The sequence below is a fragment of the Bradyrhizobium sp. C9 genome (genome assembly GCF_002532045.1).
Classification (GTDB): Bacteria; Pseudomonadota; Alphaproteobacteria; order Rhizobiales; family Xanthobacteraceae; genus Bradyrhizobium.
The window spans coordinates 31,918-45,553 of the sequence record NZ_NWTG01000002.1 but is presented as its reverse complement, the minus strand read 5'-3'; the positions used below and the strand labels follow the sequence as shown (position 1 = coordinate 45,553).

The following is a 13,636-nucleotide window of genomic DNA, read 5'->3' as shown; positions in this document are numbered from 1 at the left end:
AGGCGCGCATGCATCTCAAACGGCTGGTCATGTCGATCCTGAGCGGGCTGTCGGTTGCCGCGCTGATCTGGTCAGGTGTCCGCGCAGAAGGGGCCGTCGAACCGCTGTGGCCGACCCGGCAGTGGCAGAGCTCGACGCCGGAAGAGCAGGGGATGGATTCCGCCGCGCTGGCGCGGCTCGTCAACTTTGGCGCGGCTCACAGTTTCGACAGTCTCCTGATCGCGCGTCATGGCCGGATCGTGCTCGACGCTTACTATGCGCCGTACACGCCGGAGATTCCGCATCTCTTCAATTCCGTCACCAAGGCGGTGACCGGCACGCTGGTCGCGATGCTGCTCAAGGACAAGGTGCTCGACAGCCTCGACCATCGCATGGTGGATTTCTTCGGCGACCGCACCATCGCCAATCTCGATGACCGCAAGCGGGCGATCACCATCCAGACCATGCTCGACATGACCTCGGGGATGGCCTGGACGGAGGGCGTCGAGGGCGGCAGGCCGGACTCGCTGATCGAATGGGGGCGCAGTCCCGACGCGATCCAGTTCATTTTGGACCGTCCGATGGCGAAGGCGCCGGGCGAGGCGTTCTACTACAACACCGGCAATCCGCAGCTGCTGGCCGCGATCATCAACAAGCTCACCGGCGTGAGCGCGCGGGACTATGCGGTGACGAAACTGTTTCGCCCGCTGGGGATTGCCGCGCCCTACTGGCACAGCATCGCGCCGGGGCTGACGCAGGGCGGCGGCGGGCTTCTGCTCGCGCCGCGCGACGCCGCCAAGATCGGACTGCTCTACCTGCATGACGGGGAATGGGAGGGGCAGCGGTTGCTGCCGTCCGGCTGGGTCGATCGCATCAGGCATGCGATGACCGACATGCACGCCTCGTTCGATCCGTCCCTGCGCTATGCCAGTTTCTTCTGGGTGATGCCGAAGCAGCAGGCCTTCATGGCAGTTGGCGACCGCTGCCAGCTGATCATGATCTTTCCCACGCTCGACATCGTCACCGTCGTGACCGCGCGCAACTACTGTTCGTTCGGAAAGATGGCCGACGACATTTCCGGCGCGGTCGAGTCCGACACAGCGCTGCCGGTGAACTCCGCCGGCGGCAATCAGCTTGCCGCAGCGCTGCGCGATAGCGCGACGGAAAAGCCGTCGGCGGTCGGTGCTGTGCCCGAGACCGCGGCGGCCATCTCGGGCAAGACCTGGCGCTTCCCGGCCAACGGCCTCAATCTGCGGGCGCTGACCCTGTATCTGACCGATCCGTCCCCGCGCTACGAGCTCGAAACAGCGACGCCGGATGCGGCGCGGTCGGTGATCAAATTGGCGGGACCGATCGGGCTCGACGGCACCTACCGTCTCGGCCAACCGACGCCGCTCGGCGTGATGGCGCTGAAGGGGACGTGGCAGGACGGCCAAACGTTTGCGATCGACCTGCGTCTGGTCGGCGGCGATACCGACCGCAGATGGCTGCTCACGTTCGACGGCGGCAAGGCCAGGCTCAGCGGCAAGGATCGCTTCGGCCACGATGTTCAGGCCGATGCGGAAGCGCAGGCCGCGCAATAGCGATTCGTCATTTTGAGGCGACGTACCACAATCGGTGTCGTCCTGGCGAAAGCCAGGACCTATGACCCCGAATCTCAATTGTTGTGCGCGCTGGGGCCGCGATCCCTTCGTCACGGAATGCGGTGGTTATGGGTCCTGGCTTTCGCCAGGACGACGTGGTGGGGCCGTGACCTCACACACTCAATCACCCACATGGGCGGGGTATGACACCGAGTAGCTGTTCGACAGTTGAATCGGAAGCGGGCGGCGGTGCGCCTAGTGGTCGGTCTTCGGCGTCTTGGCTGCGAAGTCGAGGCCGAGCCGAAGGGCACGCTCCTGGCGCTCTTCCGCCAAGAACTGCAGCTCCCGCTCCAGCGACCGCGCGACCTCGTCCTGGGTTTTCTGGGAGTGGCGGCGGGAGCCGCCGTGCGGTTTAGCCGGTTGGGCAGTCACGGGAGAACCCTTGTCATCGCAGCGTCACAGGCGCAGGCATGCCACGGCCGGAGTTCGGCGGACAATCAAAAAGAATTCAGCGGGTGGTCTTTGGAATGTTTGTTGTGCATCTGACTCAAATTTGAGCAGGAAATTCTCCAGCCTTGTCGCAAGCGCTGAGGCCGTTGAGACCTCGGTCTCATCAATTCGGATGAGGCGGCCCGGTTCCGACGAAATCATTTCCGGATTCGCACGAAGATGTCCCGAAACCGACAAGGTCTAACCTTAGTAGCGTTGTGAAGGACGGGTACCTGGTGAGACGCTGACGATTAAGATCGTGAGATTCACGACCGAGATCGTGAGGTCAATCGGTCCTCCTGAAACGTTGGGGATGATCTCGGAAATGAAGAAGCCGAATGCTGTGCCATATGTCTGGGCGGCCGCGCTGATCGCGGTCGTGGTTTGGGGCGTGAGCGGAACCCCGCAGATGGCACATACCTCTGCCAGCAGCACGCATCTGGCCCGGGCGCGCTAGCGCGATATCAAGCGAAGCGGCTTCCGGCTCGCGTCAAGACAACGCGTCTCCACAAATTCAGAGCGTTTTCGAGCGAAGTGGACAGCCGTTCGCGTGAAGAAAACGCGTCAAAGCTAGAATCTAGAGCTTCGGTCGCAGCGAGCGCTGCATATCCATCGTGTAGGTGTAGCGCCCTTCCGGGTGCGTGGTGATGGTGACCTCGAACAGTTCTTCGCGCAGGCCGTAGTAGCGGCGTACCACGGTGAGCGCCGGCGATCCGGTCTTGACGCCGAGAGCCTTGGCGATCGGCGCCGGCATGCCCCGCACGAAGATTTCCATCTGCGCGCGCTCGGTGACCTGGCCGTACATCTTGGCGATCTGCTCGTGCACCGGGGTGCGGCCGTGGTCGCTGCGGGTCACGACATCGGCGAATCGGCGCAGCACGTAGATCTCGGTCCAGCCGAGCGGTGCGGCGAACTGGTCGGAGCGGCGCACGGCCTCGATCAGGAACCAGCTCTTGCCGGGCTCGCATTTCAGGAGCGCGGCGAGCTTGCGGTCGGCGACGATGTCGCCGCTAGCAACCACGTCGCGGTAGGTCTCGTTGGAATAGCGCAGCCACTCGCCGAGCGACTTGACGCTGTGGGTGAACAGCACCGGCGGCTCGGAGGCGATCACCACCGACCCGAGGCCGGCGCGACGCACGATCAGGCCCTGGTCGATCAGGATGCGCAGCGCCTCGCGCACGGTCTGGCGACTCGCCTGATAGCTCGCCATCAACTCGGTTTCGGTCGGCAGCAGATTGCCGACCGCGTAGGTGCCGAGACGAATGTCCTTCTGCAGCCCGGTGGCGATGTCGCGGTAGCGGGACGATCTCGCCCTCTCCGGTTGTTCAGACATGGCGGATCACTGGTATGCCGTATGGCAGGCAACCGGATGTCCAGACTGCATCGACTGCAACGCGGCTTCGAACGCTGAGAGCGTCGCCAGCACGTCTGCTTCGGACACCGGGAACGGCTGTCTGCGTTCGACCGCGTCGGCAAAGGCCGAAAGTTCCGCGGCGAGCGTGTTGACCGGCGGATAGCGCGTCGTCGCCGGCGCCTCGCCAGATTTCCGTAGCACCATCGTCCCCTCGTCGAGCACTTCAGCAGATCCCTTCGTCCCGAACACATGCACGCGCCAATAGAACGGCGTTGCGCGGATTGTCGCAAGGGTTGCACTTACGCCATTCACAAATTCAATCGCTAAAGTTGCAGTGTCGAGTGGCGGCGGCCCGGCCTCGCGTTCACTCAACCGGGCATAAACCTGTCGGGCAGGACCAATGAGGCTGACGAAGCCGTCGAGCACATGCAGCCCGGCGCCGGTCAGCCCGCCACCCGGCGATTCCTCGGGCGACAGCCGCCAGCCCTGCGTGATGGCTTGCGAGTTCTCGTTGCTGTTGTGGCCCTCGACATGCAGGATGGTGCCGAGCTCGCCGCCGGCGACCATCGCGCGGAGTGCCTGCATCGACGGCCAGAACCGGCGGTTATGCCCGACCGCGAGCAGCACGCCGGCCTTGCGGCAGGCCGCGAACATCTCGGCGGCATCGCTGCGCCTCAGCGCCAGCGGCTTCTCGCAAAACACCTGTTTACCGGCCGCGGCTGCCGCGATCACCTGGTTCCGGTGCAGCGAATGCGGTGTTGCCAGCAGCACGGCATCGATACCAGGCGCGGCCAGCACGGCCTCGAGGCTGGCCGCGGGGGAGAGGTTATGTGCCGCGCAGAAGCTCGCGGCGCCGCTCATGTCGGGTTCCACCGCGCTGACGATCCTCAGCCGGGGCTCGCTCTGCGCAGCCTCGACCAGCGCGCGGCCCCAGCGGCCGAGGCCCGCGATCGCACAATTGATCATGAGTGTTCCTTGTCCTGATCGCGTCCGGCACGGATCGCCTCGATGACAGCGGCGCTGTCGCTGTCGGGGCCCTGCAGCGCGATCGCAGCGCGCAGCAACTCGGCCTGCACCGAGGTCAGCGGCAGAGACAGGCCGTGCCGGCCGGCCTCCTGCAGGATCAGCTCGGCGTCCTTCAAGGTCTGCGCGATATGCGATTGCGGCGCGAAATCCCGCGCCAGCATCTTCGATCCCTTGCTATCCATCGCCCTGGAATATGCCGCCGATTGCCGCGCCGTCGCAAGGAAGCTCGAGCCATCGAGGCCGAGGCTCTCGGCAAAGGCGATGCCCTCGGCCAAGGCGGCGCGGTTGTTCTGCAGGATCAGGTTGATGGCGAGCTTGGTGCGGCTGGCATTGCCGATCGCGCCGACACGGATCTGCTGCGGGCAGAGGATGTCGAGCGTCGCCGCGGCGGCTGCGATGACGTCGCCATCGCCGGCGACCAGCGCGGTGGCCGTGCCGGCGCGGACTTCGGCGCTGGTGCCCGAAATCGGCGCTTCGATGAGGGCGAGGCGCGAGCGTGCCGCGAATTCGGCGATTGCCGTGATCTCGCCCGGCGCGCAGGTGGTGGTGCAGATCACGAGCGGCGGCACTGTCGCGTTCGCGAGGTCCGGCAGCAGGCCCGTGACCTGGGCCGCGTCATATACCGCGATGACGATGGTCCGGCACCGCGCCGCCACGTCGGCGGCGAAGGCCGCGAACTCGGCGCCACTGGCGAGCAAGCCGTCGCGCTTCGCGGCATCGACGTCGAAGCCGATTACGCCTAAGCCGGCATCGATCAGCCGCGCGGAGAGCGCCGATCCCATCAGGCCCAGGCCGATCATGCCGACAGGTGTCTGGCGAGCCATGATGCGACGCCGCTCTATTGCGGCTGGATGCCGGCCGCCTTCACTTCGGCCGACCAGCGCGCGACCTCGCTCTTGACGAAGGCGCCGAACTCGGCCGGCGCCAGCGGCGCCACGATCACGCCGACATCGGCGAGTTTCTTCCTGGTCTCCGGCATCGCGAGGTACTTGGCGCACTCGGCGTAGAGCTTGTTGACCACCGGTTCCGGCGTGCCAGCCGGCGCAAACAGCCCGTACCAGATGGTGGCCTCGAAGCCCGGCATCGCTTCGGAGAGCGCGGGCAGGCCAGGCGTCAGTTCGTTGCGGGTCGCCGATGTCACGGCGATTCCGCGCAAGGTGCCGCCCTGCATCTGCGGGATCGCGACCGAGAAATCGCCGAAGGTCAGGTCGATGACGCCGGCCATCACGTCGGTCATCGCCTGCGGCACGCCGCGGTAGGACGCTGCGATCAGCGACAGGCCGCCGCGCGATTGCAGCTGCGCGATCGAGATCTGCGACGCGCCGGAGCCGTAGCCCGCGGTCAGATTGGGGGTAACCTTGGCGTAGCTGAGGAACTGCGGCAGGTCCTTCGCTGCGAGCTTCGGGTTGACCAGCAGCACCATCGCCGTGGTGGTGGTGCGGATGACCGGCGCGAAATCCTTCACCGGGTCGTAGGGCAGGCTCTTCAGCGTCGCGACATTGCTGGCATGGGTGGTGTTGGTGCCCATCAACAGCGTGTAGCCGTCAGGCGCGCTGCGGGCGACTTCCTGGGCGCCGATGCTGCCGAGCGCGCCGGCGCGGTTCTCGATCAGCACGGTCTGGCCGAACGCGTCCTGCAGATGCTGGCCGACCAGCCGCGCGACATTGTCAGGCCCGGCGCCGGCCGGAAACGGCACGATGATCTTGATTGGCCGTTGCGGGTAATCGTCCGCTGCAACCGTCGGGAGGGCCGGAAGCGCAGCGAGCAGGACGACGAGCAGCCCCAGCCGTAACTTCATCCCGGTCTCCTCCGCCTCCGCTTTTGCCGAATTTATACGGACAATTAGATCAGAAGTGCAAGCATCTAGCCCATGGAAATATTGAGATGTGACATATTTATACGTATAAATAGCCCATACAGGGGAGCCAGACGACGATGGTGGACACCAGCGATCTCCATGCCCGCGGGCTGCGCCGGCGCCAGAAGATGTTCGGCGAGGTCGATGTCGCCAAGCGGATGGCCGCCGCGGGCGATTTTGGCACGCCGCTGCAAAACATCATCAATGCTTACGTCTATGGCGACGTCTGGGAGCGCAGCGGCCTGTCCGACCAGATCCGCAGCCTCGTCATGCTCGGCATCACCGCGGCCAGCAGCAAGCCGACCGAGTTCCGCGTTCATGCCAAGGGCGCGCTGGCCAATGGCTGCACCGCGGCGCAGGTGCAGGACGTCCTGCTGCTGGTCGCGATGTATTGCGGCATTCCGGCCGCGATCGAGACCAGCAAGATCGCAGCCGAGGTGTTCGGCGAGGCGCCCGCGGAGGGGTAGGGCACGGGCCTGCGCCGTGATAGGGACGTTGCCGACTGCGAACGGCAACAGGATGCGTCCATGTCCGGCTTCTCCACTTCGACCACCGTCCTCGATTCCGTGCTGTTTCGCGATGCTTTCGGCACGCGCGCGATGCGCGAGGTGTTTTCCGATCTGCGGCTGCTCCAGCGCTACGCCGAGGTCGAAGTCGCGCTGGCAAAGGCCGAAGCGCGCTGCGGCGTGATCCCGGCGGACGCGGCCGCCGAGATCGCAAAGCGCACCGATGTCGCCGCGTTCGATTTCGACCTGCTGCGGCAGGAGACCGACGTGGTCGGCTACCCGATCCTGCCGCTGGTGCACCAGATGGCGAAGCAGTGCGGCGAGGCCGGCCGTTATGTCCATTGGGGCGCCACCACGCAGGACATCATGGACACCGCCGTGGTGTTGCAACTGCGCGATGGCCTTGCGATCATCGAGGATGACATCGCCGCGCTGCGCGGCATCCTCGCCGATCTCTCGAAGAAATACCGCGATACGCCGATGGCCGGCCGCACCCATCTGCAGCAGGCGCTGCCGGTGACCTTCGGCTACAAGACCGCGATCTGGCTCGCCGCGTTCGATCGCCACGCCGCGCGGCTCGCCGAGCTGAAGCCGCGCGTGCTGGTCGGCCAGTTCGCCGGCGCCGCCGGCACGCTGGCCTCGCTGGGCGACAAGGGGTTCGAGGTCCAGGAGGCGCTGTGCGCGGAGCTCGGCCTCGGCGTTCCCGTCTCGACCTGGCATGTCGCGCGCGACGGTCTGGCGGAGGCGGTGAATTTCCTCGCGCTGGTCACGGGAACGCTCGGCAAGATCGCGCTCGACATCATGATCATGGCCTCGACCGAATTCGCTGAGGTCTACGAACCGTTCGTGAAGGGGCGCGGCGCGTCCTCGACCATGCCGCAGAAGCGCAATCCGATCTCATCGGAGCTGATGCTCGCCGCTTCCAAGGCGGTGCGCCAGCACGCCGGCCTGATGCTGGATGCCATGGTGCAGGATTTCGAGCGCGCCACCGGCCCGTGGCACGCCGAATGGATGGCGATCCCGGAAAGCTTCGTGCTGACCGCGGGCGCGCTGCACCAGGCCAGGTTCGCGCTTGGCGGCCTCATTGTTGATGAAAAGCGGATGGCCGCCAATCTCGACATCAGCCGCGGGCTCATTGTGGCCGAAGCCGTGATGATGGGGCTTGCGCCGGCGATCGGCCGGCAGGAGGCGCATGATGTGGTCTACGACGCCTGCCGGGTCGCCAACGACAAGGGCCTGACGCTGGCCGAGGCGCTGGCAGCCGATGATCGCGTCGCGAGCCGGATCGATCGGGCGACGATCGACCGTCTCACCGCGCCGAAAAACTATCTCGGCCTCGCGCCCGAGATGGTCGACCGGGTGCTGGCCTCAGTGAAGCGGTAAAATTCGAGGCAATTGCTCGCCGTCGCGTGATCGGGCGCGGCGGGCAGGAACCTTGCGAACGCGGATCGAATTGGACTACGAATCCTTAAAGCCCTCAAACGACACGGCCGGACGCTTCATGACCGCACACCAACGCAACCTTTCCGCCTCGATCGATCCTGTAAAACTCGATCGGCTCGCCGAAGTCGCGATCAAGGTCGGCTTGCAACTGCAGCCGGGGCAGGATCTGCTGCTGACGGCGCCTTCCGCGGCCATGCCGCTGGTGCGGCGTGTGGCGGAGCACGCCTACAAGGCCGGCGCGGGTCTCGTGACCCCGTTCTTCTCGGATGAGGAGCTCACGCTGGCGCGCTACCGCTACGCCAGCGATGCGAGCTTCGATCGCGCCGCAAGCTGGCTCTATGAGGGCATGGCCAAGGCGTTCGGCGCCAACACCGCGCGGCTTGCGATCGTCGGCGACAATCCGATGCTGCTGTCGGGCGAGGATCCGACCAAGGTGGCGCGCGCCAGCAAGGCCAATTCGATCGCCTATCAGCCGGCGCTGGAGAAGATCGTCAATTTCGACACCAACTGGAACATCATCGCCTATCCGAGCACGTCGTGGGCGAAACAGGTATTCCCCGACGATGCCGAGGATGTCGCGGTGGCCAAGCTCGCGGATGCGATCTTCTCCGCGTCCCGGGTCGATCAGGACGGCGCCGTCGCCAACTGGCAAAGGCACAATGCGAAGCTCCGCGAGCGCACCGAATGGCTGAACGGCCAGCGCTTCCATGCATTGAAATATTCCGGTCCCGGGATGGATCTTACGATCGGCCTTGCCGATGGTCATGAATGGGAAGGAGGCGCGTCGACCGCCAAGAACGGCATTGTCTGCAATGCCAACATCCCGACCGAGGAGGTCTTCACCACGCCGCACTGCCGCCGCGTCTCGGGCCACGTCGTCAGCTCCAAGCCGCTGTCCTATCAGGGCACGCTGATCGACAATATCTCGGTGAAGTTCGAGGACGGCCGCATCGTCGAGGCCAAGGCCTCGCGCGGCGAGGAAGTGCTGAACAAGGTGCTCGATACCGACGAGGGCGCGCGCCGCCTCGGCGAGGTCGCGCTGGTGCCGCACTCCTCGCCGATCTCGAAGAGCGGGCTGTTGTTCTTCAACACGCTGTTCGACGAGAACGCCGCCTCGCACATCGCGCTCGGCCAGTGCTACTCGAAATGCTTCGTCAACGGCGACAAGCTGACGCCGCAGCAGATCGCCGAGCAGGGTGGCAACAAGAGCCTGATCCATATCGACTGGATGATCGGCTCGGCCCACACCGACATCGACGGCATCCACGCCGACGGCCGCACGGTGCCGGTGTTCCGCAAGGGCGAGTGGGCGTAAAAGCGCGGTTAGCGAAGCCTGAGCAACTAAGTCCCGTCATCCCCGTGCAAAGCCGTTGCGCGGGGGTGACGGGGATAGACTAGTTTTCTCGGACATTCCGAAGGGCCGTCTATTGAAACCGCCGCTCCCGCGCGCCGATCAGCTCGCCGCGCGGCGCGCTGAAGCGGCAGGTCTCGTGCTGCGGCTTGAATCCGAGCCGGCGGTAGATCTTCAGCGCGGGCGCGTTGCGGCTCGAGACGTTGAGCCAGCAGGGATGCTCGACCGACACGTCATGTGCGGCCAGCACGCGGTAGACCAGCAGCTGGCCGAGCCCGCGTCCTTGCCGCGCCGGGTCGACGGCGACCGACTCGATCCACATCGAGTTCCGTTCCGGCTCGGTCAGGCAGAAGCCCGACATCTGGCCATCTTCCGACGCGATCCAGACTTCACTCTCGGTCAGGACCTGCGCCATCTCCTCCGGCGAATACCGGCGGAACGCGGCGTCCGAGGCATAGGCGGCGTTGTGGATGCGCGCGACCTCGCCGGCGCAGGCGGTGACGTCGCCGGCCTGCTCGATGGTGGCGCGGGCCGCCGCGAGCGTGCGCGCCGGCTGTAACGGCTCGACGCATTTCATCCCGATCTCTGACTCAAGATGAACAAAGCCGAAGGCGGCGACGAAGGCCATTCCCGCCGGCCAATCGCTGCTCACCAGCGTCTGGACGGTGAGATCGGGATCGGTGTCGATCGCAAGCACGTCGTCGAACAGGGCAAGGGCAATCCGGCGGCGCCGCATCTCGGGCGCGACGACGATCTTGAGGAACCGGGAATGATGCGCGCCCTGATCGCGCAACGATGACTCAGCGAGGCCAAGCAGCCGGCCGTTCCGTTCAGCAATGCGGAAGTCACGGCCGCCACGATTCTGCGGCAGTTTCAGGAACTGGTCCCACTGCGGCAGCGTGACAGGGCCCAGCCGCGGTTCCACCGCAGCCGCCTTTGCGTAGAGTTCGACCACCGCTTCCGCATCAGCCTCACGAAGCGGCCGGATGGTGATGCTGTCATCCATGAGTCGCAAGTCTACCCGATATCGAGCCGATAGACATCCTTTGCCGTCTGCAAGAACAACGCCGTCTTTTCGGCTTCGCTATATTGTGATGCAAGCCGTTTAAAGGTGTTGAAGATCACCTGATAGCTGCACTGTCCCTTATCAGGTGGGAAGTTGCTCTCGAACATGCAACGGCTCGGGCCGAACGCCTCGATGCAGGTCTCCACATAGGGCCGCCAGGCGGCGGCGAGTTCCTCCGACGACGGCGGCCGGGGGCGGAGGTGGAAGTCGTAGCCGAGCAGGCACATCGCGAGCCCGCCGAGCTTGACCACGACGTTGGGGCATTTGGCGATCTCCTGGATCGACGCCTTCCAGACCGGAAAGGTCTCCTCGCGCTTGCCGGCGAAGCGGCCGGTGCCGACCGGGCCGCCGCAATGGTCGAGCACGATCCTTGTGTCGGGAAAGGCGCGGGCGAGGTCGGTCAGCTCGCCGATCTGCGGGTGGAACAGCCAGGCATCGAAACTGAGGCCGAGCGGCGCCAGGCAGGCGAACCCCCTACGAAAGGTGGAATCTAGCAGGATGCCCTTCGGGCGGTTGGCATACATGTGGGCGACGTTGGGATCCTCATCCCAGGCCGAGGAGTGGCGGATGCCGCGGAACCGGCCGTTGCCGGCCGATATCTCCGCCTCCAGCACCGCCTTGGCCTGGTCGCCGATCAGAAGGTTAACGTGGCTGACGATGCCGGCGCAGATCGCGGCCTTGCCATAGCCGCCGCTCGCCGCCATCGCGGCGACGCCGTTGGCGAATTCGACTTCGCCGACCGGGCGGAACGCCTCCGGCCCGTCGGCGCGGTACATCGACCGGCAGTCGACATAGACGGTCGCCACGATGTTGTGGCCGGAGGCGATGTCGTCGCGCATCTCCTCGATCAGGTAGCGCAAGCCTCCGCGGTCCCAGAGATGATGGTGCGGATCGACGATCGGCCTGTTGGGATCGATGATCTCCTCGGTGTACTGAGCGAGCCAGTCTTCGCGCGGATTGGCATAGAGCCCGCTCGCAGAGGCGGGCAGAGTGCTGGCCATCGATTTCACTCCCGTTTGGTTTTGCTTCTTTTTGAAAAGAGACGTCACACCCCGTCGAGGATGATCACCGTCGGCGTCGCCGGCAGCGTGTCGCGTGAAATCCGCAAGGTGCGCTCGCCGCCACGGCGGTCGATCTCGAATTGCTGGCCGATCAGGCGCATGAACTCGTCGAGCGGGGTGGCGAAGCGGTGCATCGGCAGCACGACGGCTGAGCGCAACCGCTTGGTGATCTCGGAGATGCCATCGAGCGACATTGTATAGGTGCCGTCGATCGGCACCATCACGATGTCGAGCCGACCGATCGCCGCGAAATGGCTGTCGTCGAGCTTGACGTGGAGGTGGCCGAGATGGCCGATGCAGAGGCCGGCGACCTCGAAGATGAAGATCGAGTTGCCGTCCTTGATCATCTCGCCGCCGGAGTCTTCGCCCCAATAGCGGCGGATGTCGGTGGTGACGTTGCGGATATAGACGTCGCCGATCCGCATCGCATAGTGCGCGGCCTGGCCGTTCTCGCCCCAGCCGTGCAGCACATGGGAAATTTTCGGATCGGGAAACAGCGTGTAATGCGTCGCGTGCGCCCGGTTCATGGTCGCGACGTCAGGCAGCCGTCCGGTCTGATAGACGCCGTTGTAGTCGGTCGCGATCCGGATGCCGCCGGGCGTGTCGACGTAGTAGGTGGAATGGCCGGCATAGGTGATTGCGACCTCATCCGCTTTGGCCGCGACGCGCCGGTAGTTCACCGGGATGGCGCGCGGCGGTGCATTGGCCATCGCGAGGCACTCGCTGCGCTGGGCGTCCTGCGCGAAGGCGTGAGTGGTCAATGATCCCAGCAAGGCGAGTGCGGCAAGCAATCTCAGCATGAGCTGTTCCGTCCGTGGCGTTACCCGTCGGCGTCAGACTATCGCGCAATCTGCGTGCCGTCATGATGAGGCGGGCGCATCGCTCCATGGCGTTGGCTGCAATACGATCCGGGCGATTGTTGCGTGGGGATGCGCTACCATGCCGCGTAGACCACAGCGATCAGGGAGTTCCGCGTGACCGACACTACCTCCGCGCCGCGCGCATCATCCACCAAACGGCTCGAGCCGTTGCGCCATGTCGACGCGGGCGTGCTCAACATCGCCTATTACGAGGCCGGCCCCTCCGATGGGCCCGCCGTGATGCTGATGCACGGCTTCCCCTACGACATCCATTCCTATGTGGATGTCGCCCCACTGCTGGCGGCGCAGGGTTGCCGGATCATCGTGCCCTATCTGCGTGGTTATGGCCAGACGGTGTTCCGTGACAAGGCGACGCCGCGCTCGGGCGAGCAGGCGGCGGTCGGGGCCGACTTGCTGGCGCTGATGGATGCGCTCGGCATCAAGCGCGCGGTGTTCGCCGGCTACGACTGGGGCGGCCGCGCCGCCTCGATCGGTGCGGCGCTGTGGCCGGAACGATGCATCGGGCTGGTCTGCACCAATGGCTACATGATCCAGGACATCGCGCATGCGATGGTGCCGGCGCGGCCGGAGCGCGAGGTGCCGCTCTGGTATCAGTATTACTTCCAGCTCGAGCGCGGGCGCGCCGGGCTCGCCGCCAACCGGGCCGGCATCGCGAAGCTACTGTGGTCGCAATGGTCGCCGAGTTGGGCGTTCGACGACGCCTGCTTCGAGCGCACCGCGGTTGCATTCGACAATCCTGATTATGTCGACGTCGTGATCCACAGCTACCGGCATCGCTACGGCGTTGTCGCTGGAGATCCGCGATATGCGGAGGTGCAGCGGCGGCTGGACGCGCTGCCGGTGATTAGTGTCCCCACCGTCACGCTCGACGGTGCCGATGACGGGGTTACGGCTGCCGGCGATGGCAGCGCCAGCGCGGCCAAGTACACGGCGCGCCGGGCCTATCGTGTGGTCCCGGGCGCCGGGCACAATCTGCCGCAGGAAGCGCCGGAGGCGTTCGCCGCGGCGGTGATGGAGCTGGTGAAGGGTTAGCGTGGTT

At 65.5% G+C, this 13,636-nt stretch carries 13 protein-coding genes; 5 read left to right on the top strand and 8 right to left on the bottom strand.

Features of this window, described 5'->3' with window-relative positions; all coding sequences use genetic code 11:
• The first annotated feature begins 8 nt into the window (after window positions 1–8).
• Window positions 9–1,562, top strand: coding sequence for a serine hydrolase domain-containing protein (locus tag CO675_RS05090; RefSeq protein WP_143278883.1), 1,554 nt, complete (start codon window positions 9–11; stop codon window positions 1,560–1,562).
• A 255-nt stretch (window positions 1,563–1,817) separates the two neighbouring features.
• Here CO675_RS05090 and CO675_RS40875 read toward each other — a convergent pair whose 3' ends face one another.
• The 5 genes from CO675_RS40875 to CO675_RS05070 form a co-directional block, all read right to left on the bottom strand.
• Window positions 1,818–1,994 carry a hypothetical protein gene (locus tag CO675_RS40875; protein WP_198964491.1) on the bottom strand — a complete coding sequence of 59 codons (177 nt, stop codon included), beginning with the start codon at window positions 1,992–1,994 and terminating at the stop codon, window positions 1,818–1,820.
• Between the two features lie 634 nt (window positions 1,995–2,628).
• Window positions 2,629–3,384, bottom strand: coding sequence for a GntR family transcriptional regulator (locus CO675_RS05085; RefSeq protein WP_097670969.1), 756 nt, complete (start codon window positions 3,382–3,384; stop codon window positions 2,629–2,631).
• A 6-nt stretch (window positions 3,385–3,390) separates the two neighbouring features.
• Window positions 3,391–4,371, bottom strand: a complete 981-nt coding sequence (locus CO675_RS05080) for a Gfo/Idh/MocA family protein (RefSeq protein WP_097670968.1) — start codon at window positions 4,369–4,371, stop codon at window positions 3,391–3,393.
• Window positions 4,368–5,255 (bottom strand): NAD(P)-dependent oxidoreductase, encoded by an 888-nt coding sequence (locus CO675_RS05075; RefSeq protein WP_097670967.1) that lies wholly within the window; start codon window positions 5,253–5,255, stop codon window positions 4,368–4,370. The genes CO675_RS05080 and CO675_RS05075 overlap by 4 nt, the downstream gene beginning before the upstream one ends.
• A gap of 14 nt (window positions 5,256–5,269) precedes the next feature.
• Window positions 5,270–6,229, bottom strand: coding sequence for a Bug family tripartite tricarboxylate transporter substrate binding protein (locus tag CO675_RS05070; protein WP_097670966.1), 960 nt, complete (start codon window positions 6,227–6,229; stop codon window positions 5,270–5,272).
• Window positions 6,230–6,366: 137 nt separating this feature from the next.
• Here CO675_RS05070 and CO675_RS05065 point away from each other — a divergent pair, with 137 nt between their 5' ends.
• From CO675_RS05065 to CO675_RS05055, 3 genes are all read left to right on the top strand, one after another.
• Window positions 6,367–6,756, top strand: a complete 390-nt coding sequence (locus CO675_RS05065) for a carboxymuconolactone decarboxylase family protein (RefSeq protein ID WP_097670965.1) — start codon at window positions 6,367–6,369, stop codon at window positions 6,754–6,756.
• Between the two features lie 60 nt (window positions 6,757–6,816).
• Window positions 6,817–8,178, top strand: coding sequence for a class-II fumarase/aspartase family protein (locus CO675_RS05060; RefSeq protein WP_097670964.1), 1,362 nt, complete (start codon window positions 6,817–6,819; stop codon window positions 8,176–8,178).
• 118 nt (window positions 8,179–8,296) lie between these two features.
• The gene (locus CO675_RS05055) at window positions 8,297–9,553 is read left to right on the top strand and encodes an aminopeptidase (RefSeq protein WP_097670963.1); all 1,257 of its coding nucleotides are present in this window, start codon (window positions 8,297–8,299) and stop codon (window positions 9,551–9,553) included.
• Between the two features lie 109 nt (window positions 9,554–9,662).
• Here CO675_RS05055 and CO675_RS05050 read toward each other — a convergent pair whose 3' ends face one another.
• The 3 genes from CO675_RS05050 to CO675_RS05040 are packed head-to-tail and all read right to left on the bottom strand — an operon-like array spanning window position 9,663 to window position 12,516.
• The gene (locus tag CO675_RS05050) at window positions 9,663–10,595 is read right to left on the bottom strand and encodes a GNAT family N-acetyltransferase (protein WP_097670962.1); all 933 of its coding nucleotides are present in this window, start codon (window positions 10,593–10,595) and stop codon (window positions 9,663–9,665) included.
• A gap of 11 nt (window positions 10,596–10,606) precedes the next feature.
• Window positions 10,607–11,656, bottom strand: coding sequence for an amidohydrolase family protein (locus CO675_RS05045; protein ID WP_097670961.1), 1,050 nt, complete (start codon window positions 11,654–11,656; stop codon window positions 10,607–10,609).
• Between the two features lie 44 nt (window positions 11,657–11,700).
• Window positions 11,701–12,516 carry an MBL fold metallo-hydrolase gene (locus CO675_RS05040; RefSeq protein ID WP_097670960.1) on the bottom strand — a complete coding sequence of 272 codons (816 nt, stop codon included), beginning with the start codon at window positions 12,514–12,516 and terminating at the stop codon, window positions 11,701–11,703.
• 174 nt (window positions 12,517–12,690) lie between these two features.
• Between CO675_RS05040 and CO675_RS05035 the strand changes: the two genes are divergently transcribed.
• Window positions 12,691–13,629, top strand: coding sequence for an alpha/beta fold hydrolase (locus CO675_RS05035; RefSeq protein ID WP_245452641.1), 939 nt, complete (start codon window positions 12,691–12,693; stop codon window positions 13,627–13,629).
• Window positions 13,630–13,636 lie beyond the last annotated feature (7 nt).

What these genes read in the sequence shown, in the direction of transcription:
- CO675_RS05090 (WP_143278883.1), top strand. Translation starts at nt 9, where the DNA reads ATGCATCTCAAACGGCTGGTCATGTCGATCCTGAGCGGGCTGTCGGTT.
- CO675_RS05085 (WP_097670969.1), bottom strand. Translation starts at nt 3,384, where the DNA reads ATGTCTGAACAACCGGAGAGGGCGAGATCGTCCCGCTACCGCGACATC.
- CO675_RS05080 (WP_097670968.1), bottom strand. Translation starts at nt 4,371, where the DNA reads ATGATCAATTGTGCGATCGCGGGCCTCGGCCGCTGGGGCCGCGCGCTG.
- CO675_RS05075 (WP_097670967.1), bottom strand. Translation starts at nt 5,255, where the DNA reads ATGGCTCGCCAGACACCTGTCGGCATGATCGGCCTGGGCCTGATGGGA.
- CO675_RS05070 (WP_097670966.1), bottom strand. Translation starts at nt 6,229, where the DNA reads ATGAAGTTACGGCTGGGGCTGCTCGTCGTCCTGCTCGCTGCGCTTCCG.
- CO675_RS05065 (WP_097670965.1), top strand. Translation starts at nt 6,367, where the DNA reads ATGGTGGACACCAGCGATCTCCATGCCCGCGGGCTGCGCCGGCGCCAG.
- CO675_RS05060 (WP_097670964.1), top strand. Translation starts at nt 6,817, where the DNA reads ATGTCCGGCTTCTCCACTTCGACCACCGTCCTCGATTCCGTGCTGTTT.
- CO675_RS05055 (WP_097670963.1), top strand. Translation starts at nt 8,297, where the DNA reads ATGACCGCACACCAACGCAACCTTTCCGCCTCGATCGATCCTGTAAAA.
- CO675_RS05050 (WP_097670962.1), bottom strand. Translation starts at nt 10,595, where the DNA reads ATGGATGACAGCATCACCATCCGGCCGCTTCGTGAGGCTGATGCGGAA.
- CO675_RS05045 (WP_097670961.1), bottom strand. Translation starts at nt 11,656, where the DNA reads ATGGCCAGCACTCTGCCCGCCTCTGCGAGCGGGCTCTATGCCAATCCG.
- CO675_RS05040 (WP_097670960.1), bottom strand. Translation starts at nt 12,516, where the DNA reads ATGCTGAGATTGCTTGCCGCACTCGCCTTGCTGGGATCATTGACCACT.